This window comes from Monashia sp. HAY1-11D (assembly GCF_056868035.1).
In genome coordinates, this window is sequence record NZ_CP200320.1 from 3,304,230 (window position 1) to 3,323,194 (window position 18,965).

Here is an 18,965-nt window from a genome sequence, read left to right on the forward strand (position 1 = left end):
CGCGGCGTGGCCGAACACGTCGAGGACCCGGCGGAGGTCGCCCGCGACCCGGCGGAGGTCGCCGCCGACCCGGCGGAGGTCGCCGCCGACCCGGCGGAGGTCGCCGCCGATCCCTCGGAGGAGAGCGCCGACCCGCCGCAGGACGCTGGGTCCCGCCGGCGGTGGGAGCGTGTCGCGGACCGGGCGCTGCTGGCGGTCCTGGTGCTTCTGCTCGCCGTCGTGGCCCTGCGCGGGCTGGACTCGACGTTCTACCCGGTCGTCGTGCTCCAGACGGCGGGTCCCCTCGCCGTCGTCGCTCTCCTGCTGCTCGCGGCGGCCGCGCTCCTCCTGCGTCGCTGGTCCGTGTCGGTGCCGATCGTCGCGGTCGCGGTCGTGGGGCTCGTCGTCGCGGCCCCGGCGTGGTCCTCGAGCGTGCACGCCACGGTCGACACCGACCTGACCGTCATGTCGGCGAACCTCCATGAGGGACAAGCCAACTCGCGTCAGCTGATGGACGCCGTGCGGCTGCACTCGGTCGACGTGCTCGTCCTGGTCGAGGCGACGCCGGAGTCCGAGACCGACCTCGACGACGCCGGTGCGCGCGCATTCTTCCCGCAACGCGTCGGTCGGGCGCGCGATGGTGTCGTCGGGACGCTCGTGCTCTCGAGGTACCCCCTGAGCGAGCGTGCCGACGGCGTCAGCCCGGCCGGTGACAGCCTCCAGCCGGACGTCGACGTCACGACGCCGGCCGGCACCGTGCGGCTTCGGGCCGTGCACCCGCCGCCGCCGTTGCCCGACCGCACCGACGACTGGCACGCGGCCCTGGTCTCGCTCGCGACGTGGGTGCACGCGCAGCCGACCGACCGACCGCTCGTCCTCGCCGGCGACTTCAACGCCTCGTCGGGCCACCCGGTGTTCCGGCGGCTCGCGACCGGGCTGACCGACGCCCAGGCGGCTGCGGGCCGAGGCTGGGTGCGCACCTGGCCGTTCGAGGGGCGGCGCATCCCGCCGTACGTCGACCTGGACCATCAGCTGAGCCGCGGACTGGCCGTCGTGGACGCGGGTCAGGTCGCGGTCAACCGGACCGACCACGCCGCCGTCTGGGCGTCCTACGCCCTGCGCGCCGAGCGCTGACCCCCCGACGGACCGCCCGACCCCGCCCGACCGCCGCCACCCGTCTCGCCGCGGGATCGCAAACACACCGAGCAGCTGCCAGGTGGTCCCTGGTATTCCCGGACCCACCTGGCAGCTGTTCGGTGTGTTGCGGGGTGACGGGGGTCAGGCGGCGAGAGACCCGGTCCGGTTCACCAGGGGCGCTCGACCTCGACGTCGCGGGGGTCCGTGCCCTCGACCGTCCACCCGGCGGCCGTCCGGGTCCACGTCCGCGACGGTCCTTCGCCCACGAGCGCGGCCACGGCCGAGACGAGACGCTCCACGCCCTCGGCCGTGCTGCCGAGCCCGACGCTGGCGCGCACCGCGGTCTGGGGACGCTCGCCCCACGGGTCCTCGAGCAGCTCGTCGACGAGCAGGTGCGCACAGAACTTGCCGTCGCGCACACCGATGCCGTGCTCGACCGAGAGCACCTGCGACACGAGCGAGGGGTCGAAGCCGGACACCGTGAAGGCGACGACACCGACCCGGTCGTGGTCGTCGCCGAAGATCGAGAGCACCTCGACGCCCAGGACCGCCTCGAGGCCGGTGCGCAGTCGCTCGAGCAGCGCCTCCTCGTGGGCCTCGATGGCGGCGCGGTGGCGTTCGATCGTCGAACAGGCCGCCGCGAGGGCGATGGCGCCGATGACGTTGGGGCTGCCGCCCTCGTGGCGCGCCGGGCCCGTGGCCCACTCCGTGGCCGTCTCGGTGACCGTCCGGGTCGCGCCGCCGCCGGGCAGGTAGGGTGCGCCGGCGTCGAGCCAGTCACGACGCCCGGCGAGCACGCCGGCACCGAAGGGGGCGTAGGTCTTATGGCCGGAGAAGGCCACCCAGTCGGCGTCCCACGCGGCGAGGTCGATGCGGCGGTGCGCGGACAGCTGCGCGGCGTCGACGGCGATCCGGGCGCCGTGCTCGTGGGCGAGACGGGCGAAGCGCTCCACCGGCCACACCTCACCGGTGACGTTGGACGCCGCCGTCAGCACCACGAGGCGGTGCCGGCCCGGGTGCTCGGCGAGGGCCTCGTCGAGCAGGTCGAGCGCGTCGTCGGTGCTCTGGGGGATCGGCAGGCGCACCGTGCGCGAACGGCCCCAGGGCAACAGCGTCGAGTGGTGCTCGCTGCCGAAGACGAAGACCACGGCGCGGCTCGGCAGGGCGTGGGCGAGCACCGACCACGAGTCGGTGGTCGTGCGGGTGAAGACGACCTGGTCGTCCTCGCGGGCGCCGACGAACCGGGCCACCTCCTCACGCGCCTGCTCGTACCAGGCGCTCGTCAGCCGCGAGGCGAACCCGGCACCGCGGTGCACCGACGAGTACGTCTCGAGGGCGCGGTCGACGGCGTCCTTCACGGTCTGGAGGGCGGGGGTCGACGCCGCGTGGTCGAGGTTGGCGTAGGCCACCTCGCCCCGGGTCGTGGGCACGCGCAGGTCCGCGCCGACGACACGCGGCAGGGCCTCGCCCTCGGCGACGACGCGGAGGGCTCGGGTGCGGACGACCGGGGCGGGGCCGCCGCCGCAGAGGGTCGTCGTGGTGGGAAGGGCCGACATGGCAGTGCTCCTCGCGAGTCCAGGGACCCACCCGGTGCAGGTCCGCGCTTGCCGACCTCGAGGAGAAACCAGCCGAGGACGGCCTGGTCGTCACCCGGAGCACCCCACCGCGGAGGAGGGTTGCTGGCCAGCGAGCCGGGGCTTGTCGCTGACACTCTTGACCTGGCGAAGACCATAGGCGCCGGCCTGTCCGGGTGTCCACCCAGCGGGCCCACGGTGTCGGAATCTGAGACGGCACCGACTCGCGCCCGCGGCCACGGTCCGGCGAATCGGTCGTGGTGCGCGTGTGACGCGTGAGTTGAGAGGGACGCTGGCGTACGGTGCGACCATGGCGACACGTCCGTCCACCAGCCAGCGAACGAGCCCCGCCGCGGCCGCGCGCGCGAAGGGCTCGTCGTCGCGCCCGCCGGCGGCCCGCTCGACCCGCCCCGCACAGCGCAAGCCGGCCGCTGCCCGCAGGGGCCAGTCCAAGGGGCCGACGAAGACGCGGGGCGGCGGCCTGCCGTTCCCCCTCAACGCGGTGCGCAACACGTGGATGGGCGTCTCGCACCTGGCCGGTGGCGCGGTGCGCCGGGTCGGGCACAGCGCGGCCGACCTCGAGCCCGAGCACAAGCGCGACGGCATCGGCTTCGCCCTCATCGCCCTCGCCGTCGTCGTCGCGGCCCGCGAGTGGTGGGGCGTCTCGGGCACGTTCGGCCAGGTCGTCCACGCCGTCTTCGCCGGCACCTTCGGGCGGGTCGCGTACGCCGTCCCGCTCGTGCTGCTGGCCCTCGGCCTGCGGATGCTCCGCGCCCCCCAGGACGAGGCCGCGACCAACCGCATCGTCGTCGGCACGATCACCCTGACGTTCGCCGCGTGCGGCCTGTCGCACCTCGCCGACGGCATCCCCAACCCGCCCGACGGGGCCGACGGCATGCGCGCCGCCGGGGGCATCATCGGCTTCCTCGCCTCGAGCCCGCTCGCCGCGGCCGTCTCCACCTACGGGGCGACCGTCCTGCTCGTGCTCCTCGGCGTCTTCGGCCTGCTTGTCATCACGGCGACGCCGGTCAACATGGTCCCGACCCGCCTGCGCCAGCTCAAGGCGCTCGTCATCGACCGCGGCACGCATCCCCACGGGGCCGACGCCGGGGACGGGGCGGAGGCCGACGCCCCGGCGGCCGCGCTCAAGCGGGCCCGCCGCAAGCCCGTCGACCTGTCCGAGCGCGACGGCGACGAGGCCTTCCGCCAGGCGGCGCAGAAGGAGGCCGACGACGCCCCCACCAAGCGGCTGCGCCCGGGCGAGAAACGTCCGACCGCGCCCGGCGTCCTCGCACCGCGACCGAGCGGCGAGAAGGTGATCGACGCCACGGACCCGAAGACCCACGGGGCCCCCGACACGAGCAAGGTCGGACCCAAGGCCGAGCTCGTGCCGCCGCCGATGTCCGAGATGCCGTCGCGCGTCGAGCAGCTGAGCCTCGGTGGGGACATCACCTACCGCCTGCCCGACCAGGCGATGCTCAAGCCGGGGTCGCCGCACAAGACGCGCAGCGAGACGAACGACGCCGTCGTCGAGTCCCTGACGAACGTCTTCGAGCAGTTCGACATCGACGCCGCGGTCACCGGCTTCACCCGCGGCCCGACGGTGACCCGCTACGAGGTCGAGCTCGGCTCGGGCACCAAGGTCGAGCGCGTCACAGCGCTGAGCAAGAACATCGCGTACGCCGTCGCCTCGGCCGACGTGCGCATCCTCAGCCCGATCCCCGGCAAGTCGGCCATCGGCATCGAGATCCCCAACACCGACCGCGAGAACGTCGCGCTCGGCGACGTCCTGCGCAGCCAGACCGCGCGCAGCAACGAGCACCCCATGGTCATGGGCGTCGGCAAGGACGTCGAGGGCGCCTACGTCATCGCCAACCTCGCCAAGATGCCCCACCTGCTCGTGGCCGGCGCCACCGGCTCGGGCAAGTCGAGCTTCGTCAACTCGATGATCACCTCGATCCTCATGCGCTCGACGCCGGAGGAGGTCCGTCTCATCCTCGTCGACCCCAAGCGCGTGGAGCTGACCGCGTACGAAGGCATCCCGCACCTCATCACGCCGATCATCACCAACCCGAAGAAGGCCGCGGAGGCCCTCCAGTGGGTCGTCAAGGAGATGGACCAGCGCTACGACGACCTCGCGGCGTTCGGGTTCAAGCACGTCGACGACTTCAACAAGGCGGTCCGGGCCGGCAAGGTCAAGCCGCTGCCCGGCTCGGAGCGGCAGATCACCACCTACCCGTACCTGCTCGTCGTCGTCGACGAGCTCGCCGACCTCATGATGGTCGCCCCGCGCGACGTCGAGGAGTCGGTCGTGCGCATCACGCAGCTGGCGCGGGCCGCCGGCATCCACCTCGTCCTCGCCACGCAGCGCCCGTCGGTCGACGTCGTCACCGGCCTCATCAAGGCCAACGTGCCGAGCCGCATGGCCTTCGCCACGTCCTCGCTCGCGGACTCGCGCGTCGTGCTCGACCAGCCGGGCGCCGAGAAGCTCATCGGCCAGGGCGACGCCCTCTTCCTGCCGATGGGCGCCAGCAAGCCGATGCGGGTGCAGGGTGCGTGGGTCAACGAGTCGGAGATCCACGAGGTCGTCAAGTTCGTCACGACCCAGCTCAAGCCGAACTACGTCGAGGACGTCACCGTCGCGGCGCCCAAGAAGCAGATCGACGACGACATCGGCGACGACCTCGACGTCCTGCTCCAGGCTGCCGAGCTCGTCATCACGACGCAGTTCGGGTCCACCTCGATGCTGCAGCGCAAGCTGCGCGTTGGCTTCGCCAAGGCCGGCCGGCTCATGGACCTGCTCGAGTCCCGCGGCATCGTCGGCCCGAGCGAGGGGTCCAAGGCGCGCGACGTGCTCGTGCGTCCCGACGACCTGCCGCAGACGCTCGCGCTGCTGCGCGGTGAGGACGTGCCCGCTGCCGTCGCGGTCGACGACGAGGACCTCGTCCCGGAGGACGACCAGCCCTACGCCCCGCCGCCGGTCGAGCTCGACACGTCGGACCTGACGGCCGGCCTGCCGGACGACGTCGCCCCACAGCGCACGGCCGCGATCGTCGCCGAGCGCGGCGAGCGGCGTCAGGCGGAGGAGGAGACGACGGCCGTGCCGACGGCGGCATGGACGCCCGGTGACCTGACGCCGACCGTCGACGAGGACGACGAGGAGTCGGAGGACGCCTGGCAGCTGACCGACCGCGGCGGCCGCGAGCGCTACTGACCGCCGACGCGTCGGGGCACGTCGGGGCGCGTCGGGGCGCGTCGGAACGCGTCGAGACGCGTCTGGAGCCCGCCGACCGCGCCTGCCGCCTGCCCACTGCGGCCTGCCGCCGTCGGGACGTCGTCGCGACTAGGCTCCGGGAGGTGAGTGCCTCGCTCGAGCTCTGGCCGTCGACGCCGCGTCGCGTCGGTCCACCGAACCGGTGGGACCGCTTCCGCCGCAAGCTGTCCGACCTGCCGTGCGCGCTCCTGCTCTTCGCGCAGCTGGCCGCGCTGCTCGCCTATCCCTTCATCGAGACGCGGTCGGGCGACGTCCAGGAGGCGGCGCGCGCGGTCTTCGGTCTCATCGGCCTCGTCGTGCTCTTCCTCGCCGTGCGCGCGGTGCGGGCGACGCCGGCGCTGACGTGGGTGGCCCTGCTCCTCGGTGGCCCGGTCGTCTTCTTGACGGTCGGCGAGGCGATCTGGCCCGACAACCAGGCCGTCGCCCTCTGGAGCAGCATGCTGCATGCGCTCTTCTACCTGTACACCGGCTACGGCCTGCTGCGGTACATGTTCGCCGACAACTGGGTGACCCGCGACGAGCTCTACGCCACCGGGGCGACCTTCACCGTCGTCGCGTGGGGCTTCGCGTACCTCTACCTGGCGATCCAGATCGTCTGGCCGCACTCGTTCACGATCTACGGCGAGACCGGCGTGCCCGGGACCCGCACGTGGTTCGAGCTGCTCTACCTGTCCATCACGACGATGACCTCGACGGGCCTGTCGGACATCTACGCCGTGGAGCCGCACGCGCGCGCGTTCGTCCTGCTCCAGCAGATCACCGGGATGCTCTACGTCGCGCTCGTCGTCGCCCGCCTGGTCGGGCTCACCATCGCCCGCTTCCGCCGCTGACGCTCGCCCGTCCTGACCCGGCGCGCCGGGTCAGGATGCCGGCGGCCCGTCGAGCTCCTCGATGGTGGCGATGGCGGGCGGGCGAGCCGCCTGCAGGTCGCGGGCGACCGCCTCGGCGTCCCGGAGCACCCGCAGCGCGTTGCCACGCACCAGCCGGGCCACCTCGTCCTCGGACCACCGCCGCTGCAGGAGCTCGGCGACGAGCGTCGGGTAGCCGCTGACGTCCTCGAGCCCGAGCGGGAAGGTGTCCGTGCCGTCGTAGTCGCCCCCGATCCCGACGTGCTCGATCCCGGCCACCTCGCGGACGTGCTCGACGTGGTCGGCGACCTGGGCCACCGTGGCGTCCGGCTTGGGGTGCTCGCGGACCCAGGTGGCCGTGAAGCGGCCGAACGCCTCCCAGTCCTTCGCGTCCACCCCGACCTCCGCGGCGGCCGCCGCGGCCTCGACCCGCCAGGCAGCGGTGTCGGGGGAGACGAACTCGGGCACGAAGGTCACCATGCAGACCCCGCCGTTGGCCGGCAGCGTCGCGAGGACGTCGTCCGGAACGTTGCGGGGCGTGTCGCAGAGCGCGAGCGCCGAGGAGTGGCTGAAGACGACGGGCGCCTCCGTGGTGGCCAGGGCGGCGCGCATCGTCGTGGCGGCGACGTGGCTCAGGTCGACGAGCATGCCGAGCCGGTTCATCTCGCGGACCACCTCGCGGCCGAAGGCGGTGAGTCCGCCGACGGCCGGCTCGTCGGTCGCCGAGTCGGCCCAGGGCGTGTTGTCGTTGTGGGTCAGCGTCAGGTACCGGACGCCGAGCGTGTGGAGGGCGCGCAGGGCCGCGAGGGACGAGCCGATGGAGTGCCCGCCCTCGGCACCGAGCAGGGAGGCGATGTGGCCACTGGCGCGGGCGGCGTCGACGTCGTCGGCGGTCAGGGCCAGGGCGAGCTCACCCGGCCACGTGGCCACCATGCGGTGCACGGCGTCAACCTGCTCGAGGGTCGCGACGACGGCGGCGTCGCCCTGCAGGGTGCTCGGCACGAAGACGGACCAGAACTGTGCCCCGACACCGCCCTCGCGCAGCCGCGGGATGTCGGTCCGGGTGCTCGTCACCCGAGCCGACAGGTCGAGCGCCTCGAAGTCGTACCGCGTCAGCTCCCGGGCGGCCCAGGGCAGGTCGTTGTGGCCGTCGAGGAGGGGATGCTCGGCGAGCAGCCGACGTGCCCGGGCGAGCGCCTCCTCATGCGTCCCGGCGCGGCTGTCGGGGGTGTCGGCGATGTCGGGGTCGCCGGTCGTGGGGCGCTGGCCGTCGGCTCCGAGCATGTCCGACATTGAACACCCCGCCATCTAGAGTGGACGCATGGCCCCTCCCCATCCCACCGAGCGCAGCGTCGCCCTCGTGACCCTCGGCTGCACCCGCAACGAGGTCGACAGCGAGGAGCTTGCGGGGCGCCTGCTCGCGGAGGGGTGGCGGCTCGTCGACGACGCGTCGCAGGCCGACGTCGCGGTCGTCAACACGTGCGGGTTCGTCGAGCAGGCCAAGAAGGACTCCATCGACGCGCTCCTCGAGGCCAGCGACCTCAAGGAGCACGGGCGCACCCAGAAGGTCGTCGCGGTCGGCTGCCTCGCCGAGCGGTACGGCAAGCAGCTGGCCGACCAGCTGCCCGAGGCCGACGCGGTGCTCGGCTTCGACTCCTACCGCGACATGAGCGTGCACCTGCGCACCCTGCTCGCGGGTGGCCACGTCGAGAGCCACGCGCCGGGCGACCGGCGTGCCCTCCTGCCGCTGTCGCCCGTCGCACGCCAGGCGGGCGTCACGACGGTCGCGCTGCCGGGCCACGGCGACGCGTCCGTCCCTGCTGCGTCAGCGCCCGCCGGGTCGACGCAGCCGCTCCCGACCGAGGACGCCGTCCCCGTGCCGGCCAGCGGGCCGCGCGTCGTACGCGCCCGGCTCGACGGCCGCCCCTGGGCGCCGCTCAAGATCGCCTCCGGCTGCGACCGACGCTGCTCCTTCTGCGCCATCCCGATGTTCCGCGGCGCGTTCGTCTCCCGTCGCCCCACGGACGCCGTCACCGAGGCGCGCTGGCTCGCGGCTCGTGGCGTCCGCGAGCTGTTCCTCGTCTCCGAGAACTCGACCTCCTACGGCAAGGACCTCGGCGACCTCGGCCTGCTCGAGAAGCTGCTGCCGGAGCTGACGGCGATCGAGGGCATCGAGCGGGTCCGCGTCTCCTACCTCCAGCCGGCCGAGATCCGCCCGGGACTCCTGCGCGCCATGGCCGAGACACCAGGCGTCGTCCCGTACTACGACATCTCCTTCCAGCATGCGTCCGAGCCGCTGCTGCGGCGGATGCGGCGGTTCGGATCGCGCGAGGCCTTCCTCGACCTGCTCGCGCGGATCCGCGCGGACGCCCCGGAGGCCGGCATCCGGTGCAACGTCATCGTCGGGTTCCCCGGCGAGACCGAGACGGACCTCGCGGAGCTCGAGGCCTTCCTCGTCGAGGCGCGCCTCGACGTCGTCGGCGTCTTCGGCTACTCCGACGAGGACGGCACCGAGGCCGAGGGGTACGGCGACAAGGTCGACCCGGCCGTCGTCGCCGAGCGCCTCGACCGCGTCACCCGCCTCGTCGAGGAGCTCAACGCCCAGCGGGCCGAGGAGCGGGTCGGCGAGGTCGTCGACGTGCTCGTCGAGGAGCTCGACGACGACGGCGCGCCGGTCGGCCGGGCCGCGTTCCAGGGACCGGACGTCGACGGCGTCACCGTCCTCCGCCTCGCCGACGGGGCCCCCGTGCCCGCCGTCGGCGACCTGGTGCCGGCCGTCGTCGTCGACACCGAGGGGATCGACCTCGTCGCGGAGCCGCGATGACGCCGACCACCTTCCACCGAGGGGAGGGTCCGAACCCTCGTCCGACCGACTGGAACCTGCCGAACGCCCTGACGGTGCTCCGGTTCCTCCTCGTGCCGGTCTACGCCTTCGCCCTGTTCCAGGACGGTGGCCACGAACCGTGGTGGCGGTTCTGGGCCTGGGTCGTCTTCGCGGTCGCGGCTGTCACCGACGGCGTCGACGGCAAGCTGGCCAGACGCCGTGGTGAGATCACCAACTTCGGCAAGGTCGCCGACCCCATCGCCGACAAGGCGCTCACGGGCACGGCCTTCATCGGGCTGTCGCTGCTCGGCGTCGTGTGGTGGTGGGTCACCGTCGTCATCCTCGTCCGCGAGATCGGCATCACGGTCCTGCGCTTCGTCGTCATCCGTCACGGCGTCATGCCGGCCGGGCGTGGGGGCAAGCTCAAGACGATGCTCCAGACGCTGTCGCTCGGTGCGTTGACCTTCCCGCTCTGGGTGCTCCCGCTCGGCGAGGTCTGGACCACCGTCGCCTACGTCGTGCTCGGCGCGGCCACCGTCATGACGGTGCTGTCCGGTGTGGACTACGTGTTCAAGGCCGCGCGCCTGCGCGAGACGAGCGAGCGCACCCGGCTGCGGCGCGAGGCCCGCGCGGCGCGTCGCGCCGAGGCGGCCGGTGGTGCGGGGGGTGCGGGTGCCGCCGGAGCGGCCGCTGCACCGGGCCGCCCGGAGGAGCGGACCCCGCACCGTGAGTGACGACGCCGACGCCGTCCCGGCTGGCACCGCTGATGCCGCCGACACCGGGGCCGCCGGTGCGGCACTCGTCGCCGAGCTGACCGAGGCGCGGCAGACCCTGGCCTGCGCGGAGTCCCTCACTGCGGGACTCGTCGCGGCGACGGTGGCCGACACCCCGGGCGCCTCGAACGTGCTCCGTGGTGGCGTCGTCGCCTACGCGGCCGACCTCAAGACGGCGCTGCTCGGCGTCCCGCACGACCTGCTGGACCGGGTCGGCACCGTCGACGCCGACGTCGCGGCCGCGATGGCCCGGGGCGTACGTGAGCGGCTGGGCGCCACGTGGGGTGTGGCCACCACCGGGGTGGCCGGTCCCGGACCCGCCGAGGGCAAGCCCGCCGGCACGGTCCACGTGGCGGTGGCGGGCCCCGCGGGAACAGCGACGCGGTCGCTGCGGTTGAAGGGGACCAGGGCGCAGGTGCGCTCCGGCACGGTGGCCGGGGTCCTCGCCCTGGCCCTGGAGGAGACTCGCGCCACGCGGGGAACCGCTGCACCGGTGACCGACCCTCGCGGTACGGTAGGCCTGTCGGCACCCGGAGCTCCTGCCGCCGACGACTGAGCACTCGACACCGACGACACGACGACCTTGGAGGAGGGCGGCATGACGACACTGTTGCGACGCGAGCTCGGTGACGTCCTGCGCGAGCGCCGCCGCGCCCAGGGCCGCACGCTCCGGGAGGTCTCGGCCACGGCATCGGTGTCGCTCGGCTACCTCTCCGAGGTGGAGCGCGGTGAGAAGGAGGCGTCCTCCGAGCTGCTCGCGTCCATCTGCGGTGCGCTCGACACGCCGCTGTCCCAGGTGCTCATCGACGTGTCCGCGCGGATGGCCGAGAGCGAGGGCCTGGCCACGACCGTCCGCCTGCCCGTCCCCGCCGGCGAGGTGGTGTCGGCCTCCGCGGCCTGATCGTCTACCGTGCGAGGGTGCCCACGACGTTCACGGACCTCGAGTCACGGCTGACCCGGCTCGCGGCTCCCGACGGCGCGGCCGTGTCCGTGTGGCTGGGCGACCTCGACGGTCGCCGACGCTGGTCGCACGACGCCGACGTGCCGCACTATGCGGCCTCGACGATGAAGCTGCCGCTCGTCGTGGCGGCCCTGCGACGCGTCGTGCGGGGTGAGCTCGACCTCGAGGACCCGCACGCGGTGCACAGCTCGTTCGCCTCCGTCCTCGACGGATCCCCCTTCACCATGGACGAGTCGGACGACCAGGACCGGGACACGTGGGCGGCGCTCGGCGGGACCCGGACGCTGCGCGAGCTCGCCGAGCACGCGATCACCCACTCGGGGAACCTCGCGACCAACCTGCTCCTCGACGTCGTCGGCCTCGACGAGGTGGCCGAGGTGCTGAGCCTGACCGGTTGCTCGCCCTCGACCGTCGTCGCGCGCGGCATCGAGGACGCGGCCGCCCGCGCGGCCGGCATCACGAACACCGTCACGGCGGCCGACCTCGGAGCCCTGATGGCGGCCGTCGGGCGGCGGGAGCCCGCGCTCGGCGGCGAGGCCGTCCTGGCGCCGGTCGAGGCGATGCTGTCTCGCCAGCACCACCTCGACCAGGTACCGGCCGGACTGCCGCCCGGCACGCCCACTGCAAGCAAGTCGGGGTGGGTCCCGGGGGTCTCGCACGACGTCGCCCTCGTGCGGCCCGTGGGCGAGGCGCCGTTCGTGCTGGCCGTCTGCACGACGGTCGACCTCGGCGAGTCCGAGGCCGCCGCGCTCGTCGCCGACATCGCCCGCGCCCTGTGGGCGACCACCCACCCCGCGGCCGACGTCACGTCCCCGGACCGCCCCGCGGCGACCGGGAGGACGGCGGCCACCGATGTCACGGAGGTCACCGCATGACCACCGTCGTCCGCGTCGAGACGACCACGTCGTCGGTGCCGCTGCACACGCCCTTCGTCACGGCACTGCGCCGGACCGAGACCGTCGACACCGTTCTCGTGCGCGTCACCGACAGCGACGGCAGGGTCGGCTGGGGTGAGGCCCCACAGGTGTGGCAGGTGACCGGTGAGTCCCTCGCCGGCGCGACGGCCTGCCTCGAGCAGATGCTCGCGCCTGCGGTCACGGGCCGACCGCTCGACGACCGCGGCGACCTCGCCGCGCTCGGCCGGACCGTCGCGCGCACGGTGGCGCGCAACTTCGGCGCGAAGGCGGCCTTGGACTCCGCCCTGCACGACGTCCTCGCGCGGGCCGAGGGCGTCTCGGTGGCGGCGCTGCTCGCCGAGGGTGGACGCGTCCCGGAGCCCGTGCTCGTCACCGACGTCACGCTGTCGGCCGGGGGCGCGGCCGACCTCGCCGACACCGCCCGGGCCCGGGTCGCGGATGGCTTCCGCACGCTGAAGATGAAGGTCGGGACGGACGCCGACACCGACGTCCAGCGAGTGGCCTCGGTGCGCGACGCGGTCGGGCCCGACGTCGCGATCCGTCTGGACGCCAACCAGGGCTGGACGCGCGAGGAGGCCGTGCGGGTCATCCGCGCCCTCGAGGTGGCAGACCTCGGCGTCGAGTTCGTCGAGCAGCCGATCGTGGCGGACGACGTCGAGGGACTGGCGTGGGTCCGCGAGCGCGTCGGCCTGCCGGTCATGGCCGACGAGTCGTGCTTCGGCCCCTACGACCTCGAGCGCATCATCCGGCTCGGCGCCGCAGACCTCGTCAACGTCAAGCTCGCCAAGTGCGGGTCGCTCTCGGTCGGCCGCGACATGCTGCGCCGGGCGCACGACGCCGGGCTGCGCACCATCGTCGGTTCGATGATGGAGTCGCATGTCGGTGTCGGTGCGGCGGCCTCGCTCGTCGCTGCCGAGCCGACGACGGAGGTCAGCGACCTCGATGCCGCCTGGTGGTCGGTCGCCTCGCCGGTCGAGGGCGGTATCCGGTACTGCGGCAACGAGATCCGCCTGCCCGACGCGCCCGGGTCCGGCGTGACGGGGCTCGCCCGCGCCTGAGCCCGTGCGACGAGGGACCCCGCCGGGGCGGGGTCCCTCGTTCGTCCGGACGGGCGACCGCTGGCGTCGCAGCGGTCGTGCCGGTCGTGCCGGCCGTGCCCGTCCTGCAGCCGTGCCGCCCCGTGGGACGTGCCGGGCGGCGTCGTTCAGTTGCCGACGACGCGGAACGTGAACGCGCCCTCACCGGCGCCGGTCTGCCTGGCGTTCAGACCGACTGCCTTGAGCGACTCGAGGAAGGTCTTCTCCTGACCGTGGACGCCGCTGAGGTAGAGCTTCTCGAGCTTGTCGAGGTCGAGGAACACGGCGACGTTGGACCCGCTGACGTCACCGACGGCCTGCGTGAAGGCCTCGCTGTCGCCGAGGCGCCCACCGGCCTGGAGGTCGTCGGCGTAGTCGGACGTCGTCGCCACGTACACCTTGTCGCCGACGACCCGGTGGGTCAGGGCGGGGGCCCCGCCCGCGGAGCGGAGCAGGCGGGTGATGACCGCGTCGGCCCGCTTGGCGTCGCTCGAGATGATCTTGGCGCCGATCGTCGGGGCTGCCGAGGTGAGGTCCTGGCCGGGGACCGAGAGCGTGAAGGAGCGACCGAGGAGCGCCTTGAGGTCGGCGGGTAGCTTGACGCCGAGCCCCTGCTGCACCATCGCGAGGACGTCGCCCTGGCCGCGTGCGGCACCGTCGAGCTGCTTCTTCAGGTTCGGCCACGCGGCGTCGATCGACTGGTCCGCGCCGGACACCTGCAGGGCGGCCATCGTGTTGGCCGGCAGGTTGGCCAGCTCCGTGCCATCGCCCTTGGCCGTCCCCGACGCGTCGGCGCCCCGGACGACACCGGCCAGCTCGACGTAGTCGGCGTCGAAGCGCAGGGCGGCGGCCAAGCGGCCCTTGCCACCCGGCACGGCGGTGGGCCCGAGGCTGCCGCCGAGCTTCTGCAGCTCGGGCAGGCCGAGGCCCATGTCGACCCACGCCGACGCCACGCCCTGCTCGCCGAGCGCCGACATGTCGCCGGCGAAGGTCGCGTTCTGCGCGAGACTGCCCTTCGCGGTCGCCGCGAGCGTCGCGTCGCCGAGGCCACCCGGGGTGAGGATGGCGTAGCCGTCCTTGACGCGCAGGTCGGTGTCGGCCCCGCTGGCGCCGCAGGTCCGGAGCCGGTCCAGCGTCGTGCGCGCGGCATCCTCGTCCCTGACCTGGATCGCCACGGCGAGGTTCGGCTTGTCCTTCGTGCCACCGGGCCGCAGCGCCAGGCCGACGCGGTCGCCGAGCCACGGCGCGATGTCGGTGTCGTAGCGGAACGTCTTCATGCACGCGTCGCGCGAGTCGTGGGCGGCGAGGTCCCAGAGCTTCTTGCGGGGGTCGCCGCTCCCGAGGGTGTTCTGGATCTGCGGGACCTTGCCGAGGAAGCGGACCGCGGCGACCTTCTGCCCTGCGGAGGGGTCGATGTCGAGGCGGAGGTAGGCGTACGCGTCACCGGGCAGCACGTCCGCGGGCTGCGAGCCGCCCCCGCCCAGCTGCTGGGCCGCGAAGACCCCGGCGCCGCCGAGCAGCACCACCGCGGCGAGGCCGCCGGCGAGCAGACCGGTACGCCTGCGGCGAGCGACGCCCGGCGCCGCCGGCTCGTCCGAGAGGGCGACGCCCTCGGTGGCCGTGGACCCGACCAGGTCGCCGGCGACGGGATACGTGTAGGGCTGGGTGACCTGCGTGTCTCCCGAAGGTCGGTACGTCGAGTCGGACATGTGAAGTGCTCCCCCTGAGGATGGTGTGCCGGCACTGGCGCCGCGCAGCGACGATATCGCCTGGTGAGGACGGCCATGTCCGGTTCGGCGATCCTGCGACGCGGTCGTGACCGGAGGCGTCCCGGGCCGGCTCCCGACGCCGCGTGGAGGCGTCGGCGACGAGGGACGACCGCAGCGGGTCGGGCACGGCTGCGCCGGGTGGCAGACTGGCAGGCGTGCGGATGAGTCACTTCTGGACCCTGATGGAGGACGAGTTCGGCGAGGGGTACGCGAGGTCGCTCGCCCGCGACCACGTCATCGGCTCGCTCGGCGGCCGGTCCGTCGACGAGGCGCTCGCCGACGGCGAACCGCCACGCCGCGTCTGGGAGGCGATCTGCGACGACATGGACGTGCCCGAGTCCCGACGCCTCGGCCGCGACGACCGCGTGGCCCGTGGCGCGCAGGGCGGCCAGGTGGCCGGCCCGTGAGCGCCCCGCGCGGCCGGATCACCCTGAGGCGCGGGGACATCACGACCGACGCCGGAGCCGACGCCATCGTCAACGCGGCGAACTCCTCGCTCCTCGGCGGTGGGGGCGTCGACGGCGCGATCCACCGCGCAGCCGGTCCTGACCTGCTCGCCGAGTGCCGGCTCCTCGGCGGGTGCGCGACCGGCGACGCCAAGATCACCGGTGCGGGGCGGCTGCCGGTCCGCCACGTCATCCACACCGTGGGTCCGGTGTGGCGCGGCGGCGGGGCGGGGGAGCCGGAGCTGCTCGCGTCCTGCTACCGCCGGTCGGTGGAGCTCGCGGCCCAGGCGTCGTGCGCCGTCGTCGCGTTCCCGGCCATCTCGTGCGGCGTCTACGGCTACTCCCCCGACGCGGCGGCCCGCGTCGCCGTGACGACGCTCGCGGACGCTCTCGCCGCGTTCCCGGCCGTCCGGGAGGCGCGCTTCTGGCTCTTCTCGGACCAGGTCCACGCCGCCTTCGAGGCGGCGCTCGCCGAGGCCGGGGAGGCCTGACCCTCGGCGGGTGCGCTGATCGAGCGGTCGGCCACGGCGGCGGCGTGTCGCTGCCCGGTCTCGAACACGTGTTCGGTAGTGTTGTCCACAGGTCCGGTGTCGTCCATGGCATCGTCCACAGGCCGTCTCGTGGTGAACTCCGATGTCGGCGCCGGCACCTAACGTCTGACCCGACAACGGAACTCACGAACGCCGTCGTTCAGGGTCGAAGGCAGACGACCGCAGCGCAGACGGCAGATAGGTGGCCACCACATGGCATCGGTGATGGACAAGGACAAGGCCCTCGCCTCGGTGATGGGTCAGATCGAGAAGAGCTACGGCAAGGGTGCGGTGATGCGCCTCGGCGACGACGTCCGACCGCCGATCGAGATCATCCCCACGGGGTCGATCGCCCTCGACGTCGCGCTCGGCATCGGCGGCCTCCCGCGTGGGCGCATCGTCGAGATCTACGGCCCGGAGTCCTCCGGCAAGACGACCGTGGCCCTGCACGCGGTCGCCAACGCGCAGCGCGCCGGCGGCATCGCGGCCTTCATCGACGCCGAGCACGCGCTCGACCCCGAGTACGCCAAGAAGCTCGGCGTCGACACCGACGCCCTGCTCGTCTCCCAGCCCGACACCGGTGAGCAGGCGCTCGAGATCGCCGACATGCTCATCCGCTCCGGCGCGCTCGACATCATCGTCATCGACTCCGTCGCCGCCCTCGTGCCGCGCGCCGAGATCGAGGGTGAGATGGGCGACAGCCACGTCGGCCTGCAGGCCCGCCTCATGAGCCAGGCGCTGCGCAAGCTCACCGGTGCGCTGAACTCGACGGGCACGACCGCGATCTTCATCAACCAGCTGCGCGAGAAGATCGGCGTCATGTTCGGTTCGCCCGAGACGACCACCGGTGGAAAGGCGCTGAAGTTCTACGCGTCCGTACGTCTCGACGTGCGTCGCATCGAGACCCTCAAGGACGGCACCGAGCCGGTCGGCAACCGCACCCGTGTCAAGGTCGTCAAGAACAAGGTGTCGCCGCCGTTCAAGCAGGCGGAGTTCGACATCCTCTACGGCCTGGGCATCTCGCGCGAGGGTGGACTCATCGACATGGGGGTCGAGCACGGCTTCATCCGCAAGGCCGGGGCCTGGTACACCTACGAGGGCGACCAGCTCGGCCAGGGCAAGGAGAACGCTCGCAACTTCCTCAAGGACAACCCCGACCTCGCCGACGAGATCGAGAAGAAGGTCAAGGAGAAGCTCGGCGTCGGGCCGCGTGTGGACCAGCCGGCCGAGGTCGCGGACGTCCCGGTCGACTTCTGATCGTGAGCTCCCGGAGCTCGCCGTCCGGACCGGTCGTCAGCCGGCCTCGACCCGTCGGTCGAGGAACGGCTGGCCCGGGCCGCGCGGATCCTGGCCGAGGCCGAGGGCCTGTCCGGGGCGCCTGCTCCGGCCGGCTCGGGCAACCCCAGGCTCTGGGGCGAGCCGGGACCCTGGGACGACGGGTCGCCCCGCCGAGATCCCGAGCTCGAGCCGGGAGGCCGCCGCGCGCCCGGTCCCTCTCGACGGGGGAGGCGTGGCACGCCACCACCCCCGCCCGACCCGACGACGCACGCGCCCGAGGCCGACCCCGAGTCGGTCGCGCGCGCGATCGTCCTGCGACAGCTGAGCATGGCGCCCCGCAGCCGGGCCCAGCTGGAGCGAAAGCTGCGGGACCGCGGCTGCGCCGACTCGGTGGCGACCCGGGTCCTCGACCGCATGACCGAGGTGGGGCTCGTGGACGACGAGGCCTACGCCGAGATGCTCGTTCGCTCCAAGCAGGCGGCACGAGGTCTGGCCCGCAAGGCCCTCGCCCACGAGCTGCGCAAGCAGGGCATCGACCAGGACGTCGCCGAGGAGGCGCTCGGCCAGGTCGACGCCGACGACGAGCGGGCCAGGGCCGAGGACCTCGTGGCCAAGAAGCTGCGCACCATGCACGGGCTCGCGCCCGACGTGCAGGCCCGCCGGCTGGCAGCCATGCTGGCCCGCAAGGGCTACTCCGGGGAGATCGCGTGGCCGGTCGTGCGCGATGCGGTCAACCTCGCCGAGGAGCACCAGCGAGACTGACCCGCCCCGTCACGCCGGCCGCGGACCGGCAGCAGGAAGGTCCCGGTGCCGACGGGATGGACCCGAGGGCACGACGAAGGGCGGGGACCCTGCGGTCCTCGCCCTTCGTGGGGTGGCCGGTGCGGCCGGGTTCAGGTGCAGGTCACGCCTGCGACGGCACCACGGCGATCGCCGAGATGTCGAACTCGAGCTTGACCTTCTCGCTGACGAGGACGCCACCGGTCTCGAGCGCCGCGTTGAACGACAGGTTCCACTCGGTGCGGTCGATGGTGACGCCGCCCTCGAAGCCGACGCGGGTGTTGCCGAACGGGTCCTTGGCCGAGCCCGTCTCCTCGAAGGGGATCGTGACGGACTTCGTCACCCCGTTGATGGTGAGGTCACCGGTGATCTCCCACTCGGCGCCGTCGCGCTCGACGCGCGTCGAGACGAAGGTGATCTCGGGGTGGTTCTCGATGTCGAAGAAGTCAGGGGTGCGCAGGTGGCCGTCGCGCTGCTCGTTGCCGGTGGTCACGCTCGCCGCCTTGATGGTGACGTTGACCGACGAGTTGGACGTGGTGGCGGTGTCGACGTGGGCGCTGCCCTCGAACTCCTCGAACTGGCCGCGCACCTTGGTGACCATGGCGTGGCGCGCCGAGAAGCCGATGCGCGTGTGGCTCGGGTCCAGCGTGTAGTCGCCGGTGATGTCGGCGACGGCGACGGAGGTGGTCTCGGCCGCGGGGGCCTCGGCGGTGCGGTTGAACAGTCCCATGATGAGTCCTTCGGAGTAGATGATTGAATGTTCAACGACAGTCTGCACTGATCTCGTTGAACTGTCAAG

The 18,965-nt window shown here is 73.2% G+C and carries 17 protein-coding genes and 1 riboswitch; of the genes, 13 read left to right on the top strand and 4 right to left on the bottom strand.

Translation table 11 applies throughout. The annotated features are described in order from the left end of the window. Positions 1 to 6: 6 nt before the first annotated feature. Positions 7 to 1,113 (top strand): endonuclease/exonuclease/phosphatase family protein, encoded by a 1,107-nt coding sequence (locus AC1VM9_RS15265; protein ID WP_483123218.1) that lies wholly within the window; start codon positions 7 to 9, stop codon positions 1,111 to 1,113. A 170-nt stretch (positions 1,114 to 1,283) separates the two neighbouring features. Here the strand turns inward: AC1VM9_RS15265 and AC1VM9_RS15270 are convergent, their stop codons facing one another. Continuing rightward, complete coding sequence (locus AC1VM9_RS15270; protein ID WP_483123219.1) at positions 1,284 to 2,672, bottom strand: aminotransferase class V-fold PLP-dependent enzyme; 1,389 nt, start codon at positions 2,670 to 2,672, stop codon at positions 1,284 to 1,286. 39 nt (positions 2,673 to 2,711) lie between these two features. Continuing rightward, a riboswitch (SAM riboswitch) is annotated at positions 2,712 to 2,835 on the bottom strand. 165 nt (positions 2,836 to 3,000) lie between these two features. On the opposite strand from AC1VM9_RS15270, the gene AC1VM9_RS15275 reads away from it, so the two are divergent. Both AC1VM9_RS15275 and AC1VM9_RS15280 read left to right on the top strand, forming a co-directional pair. Next, positions 3,001 to 5,904: an FtsK/SpoIIIE family DNA translocase gene (locus AC1VM9_RS15275; protein WP_481345033.1), complete on the top strand. Its 2,904-nt coding sequence runs from the start codon at positions 3,001 to 3,003 to the stop codon at positions 5,902 to 5,904. A 143-nt stretch (positions 5,905 to 6,047) separates the two neighbouring features. Then, positions 6,048 to 6,794 (top strand): ion channel, encoded by a 747-nt coding sequence (locus AC1VM9_RS15280; RefSeq protein ID WP_483123221.1) that lies wholly within the window; start codon positions 6,048 to 6,050, stop codon positions 6,792 to 6,794. A gap of 30 nt (positions 6,795 to 6,824) precedes the next feature. On the opposite strand, the gene AC1VM9_RS15285 is transcribed toward AC1VM9_RS15280, so the two are convergent. Further along, positions 6,825 to 8,096 carry a dipeptidase gene (locus AC1VM9_RS15285; protein ID WP_483123223.1) on the bottom strand — a complete coding sequence of 424 codons (1,272 nt, stop codon included), beginning with the start codon at positions 8,094 to 8,096 and terminating at the stop codon, positions 6,825 to 6,827. Between the two features lie 37 nt (positions 8,097 to 8,133). Here AC1VM9_RS15285 and rimO point away from each other — a divergent pair, with 37 nt between their 5' ends. Genes rimO through AC1VM9_RS15315 form a run of 6 tightly spaced genes read left to right on the top strand, consistent with a single transcriptional unit; the run spans position 8,134 to position 13,345 of the window. Continuing rightward, entirely contained in the window at positions 8,134 to 9,636 is a 1,503-nt protein-coding gene (rimO, locus tag AC1VM9_RS15290) for a 30S ribosomal protein S12 methylthiotransferase RimO (RefSeq protein ID WP_483123224.1), read from the top strand. Beyond that, the gene (gene pgsA / locus AC1VM9_RS15295; protein ID WP_481346341.1) at positions 9,633 to 10,370 is read left to right on the top strand and encodes a CDP-diacylglycerol--glycerol-3-phosphate 3-phosphatidyltransferase; all 738 of its coding nucleotides are present in this window, start codon (positions 9,633 to 9,635) and stop codon (positions 10,368 to 10,370) included. The genes rimO and pgsA overlap by 4 nt, the downstream gene beginning before the upstream one ends. Continuing rightward, positions 10,363 to 10,965 carry a CinA family protein gene (locus AC1VM9_RS15300; RefSeq protein ID WP_483123225.1) on the top strand — a complete coding sequence of 201 codons (603 nt, stop codon included), beginning with the start codon at positions 10,363 to 10,365 and terminating at the stop codon, positions 10,963 to 10,965. Before pgsA ends, AC1VM9_RS15300 begins: the two co-directional genes overlap by 8 nt. A gap of 42 nt (positions 10,966 to 11,007) precedes the next feature. After that, positions 11,008 to 11,310: a helix-turn-helix domain-containing protein gene (locus AC1VM9_RS15305; RefSeq protein WP_481341990.1), complete on the top strand. Its 303-nt coding sequence runs from the start codon at positions 11,008 to 11,010 to the stop codon at positions 11,308 to 11,310. Positions 11,311 to 11,327: 17 nt separating this feature from the next. Beyond that, positions 11,328 to 12,245 (top strand): serine hydrolase, encoded by a 918-nt coding sequence (locus tag AC1VM9_RS15310; protein ID WP_483123227.1) that lies wholly within the window; start codon positions 11,328 to 11,330, stop codon positions 12,243 to 12,245. Beyond that, positions 12,242 to 13,345 (top strand): mandelate racemase/muconate lactonizing enzyme family protein, encoded by a 1,104-nt coding sequence (locus AC1VM9_RS15315; RefSeq protein WP_483123228.1) that lies wholly within the window; start codon positions 12,242 to 12,244, stop codon positions 13,343 to 13,345. The genes AC1VM9_RS15310 and AC1VM9_RS15315 overlap by 4 nt, the downstream gene beginning before the upstream one ends. Before the next feature lie 146 nt (positions 13,346 to 13,491). Here AC1VM9_RS15315 and AC1VM9_RS15320 read toward each other — a convergent pair whose 3' ends face one another. Then, entirely contained in the window at positions 13,492 to 15,072 is a 1,581-nt protein-coding gene (locus tag AC1VM9_RS15320) for a DUF3352 domain-containing protein (RefSeq protein ID WP_483123229.1), read from the bottom strand. A gap of 215 nt (positions 15,073 to 15,287) precedes the next feature. Between AC1VM9_RS15320 and AC1VM9_RS15325 the strand changes: the two genes are divergently transcribed. The 4 genes from AC1VM9_RS15325 to AC1VM9_RS15340 all read left to right on the top strand — a co-directional run bounded on the left by AC1VM9_RS15325 (position 15,288) and on the right by AC1VM9_RS15340 (position 18,148). Then, entirely contained in the window at positions 15,288 to 15,539 is a 252-nt protein-coding gene (locus AC1VM9_RS15325) for a DUF3046 domain-containing protein (protein ID WP_481341994.1), read from the top strand. Beyond that, positions 15,536 to 16,069, top strand: a complete 534-nt coding sequence (locus tag AC1VM9_RS15330; RefSeq protein WP_483123231.1) for an O-acetyl-ADP-ribose deacetylase — start codon at positions 15,536 to 15,538, stop codon at positions 16,067 to 16,069. Before AC1VM9_RS15325 ends, AC1VM9_RS15330 begins: the two co-directional genes overlap by 4 nt. Before the next feature lie 252 nt (positions 16,070 to 16,321). Beyond that, positions 16,322 to 17,365, top strand: a complete 1,044-nt coding sequence (gene recA / locus AC1VM9_RS15335; RefSeq protein ID WP_481341996.1) for a recombinase RecA — start codon at positions 16,322 to 16,324, stop codon at positions 17,363 to 17,365. Positions 17,366 to 17,692: 327 nt separating this feature from the next. Next, positions 17,693 to 18,148, top strand: a complete 456-nt coding sequence (locus AC1VM9_RS15340) for a regulatory protein RecX (protein WP_483124031.1) — start codon at positions 17,693 to 17,695, stop codon at positions 18,146 to 18,148. 142 nt (positions 18,149 to 18,290) lie between these two features. Here the strand turns inward: AC1VM9_RS15340 and AC1VM9_RS15345 are convergent, their stop codons facing one another. After that, positions 18,291 to 18,896 (bottom strand): YceI family protein, encoded by a 606-nt coding sequence (locus AC1VM9_RS15345; protein ID WP_483123232.1) that lies wholly within the window; start codon positions 18,894 to 18,896, stop codon positions 18,291 to 18,293. Positions 18,897 to 18,965 lie beyond the last annotated feature (69 nt).

Bases quoted from the DNA above. Each gene is read 5' to 3' on its own strand.
- rimO (WP_483123224.1), top strand. From the start codon at position 8,134: ATGGCCCCTCCCCATCCCACCGAGCGCAGCGTCGCCCTCGTGACCCTC.
- AC1VM9_RS15275 (WP_481345033.1), top strand. From the start codon at position 3,001: ATGGCGACACGTCCGTCCACCAGCCAGCGAACGAGCCCCGCCGCGGCC.
- AC1VM9_RS15345 (WP_483123232.1), bottom strand. From the start codon at position 18,896: ATGGGACTGTTCAACCGCACCGCCGAGGCCCCCGCGGCCGAGACCACC.
- AC1VM9_RS15315 (WP_483123228.1), top strand. From the start codon at position 12,242: ATGACCACCGTCGTCCGCGTCGAGACGACCACGTCGTCGGTGCCGCTG.
- AC1VM9_RS15305 (WP_481341990.1), top strand. From the start codon at position 11,008: ATGACGACACTGTTGCGACGCGAGCTCGGTGACGTCCTGCGCGAGCGC.
- AC1VM9_RS15320 (WP_483123229.1), bottom strand. From the start codon at position 15,072: ATGTCCGACTCGACGTACCGACCTTCGGGAGACACGCAGGTCACCCAG.
- AC1VM9_RS15270 (WP_483123219.1), bottom strand. From the start codon at position 2,672: ATGTCGGCCCTTCCCACCACGACGACCCTCTGCGGCGGCGGCCCCGCC.
- pgsA (WP_481346341.1), top strand. From the start codon at position 9,633: ATGACGCCGACCACCTTCCACCGAGGGGAGGGTCCGAACCCTCGTCCG.
- AC1VM9_RS15285 (WP_483123223.1), bottom strand. From the start codon at position 8,096: ATGCTCGGAGCCGACGGCCAGCGCCCCACGACCGGCGACCCCGACATC.
- recA (WP_481341996.1), top strand. From the start codon at position 16,322: ATGGCATCGGTGATGGACAAGGACAAGGCCCTCGCCTCGGTGATGGGT.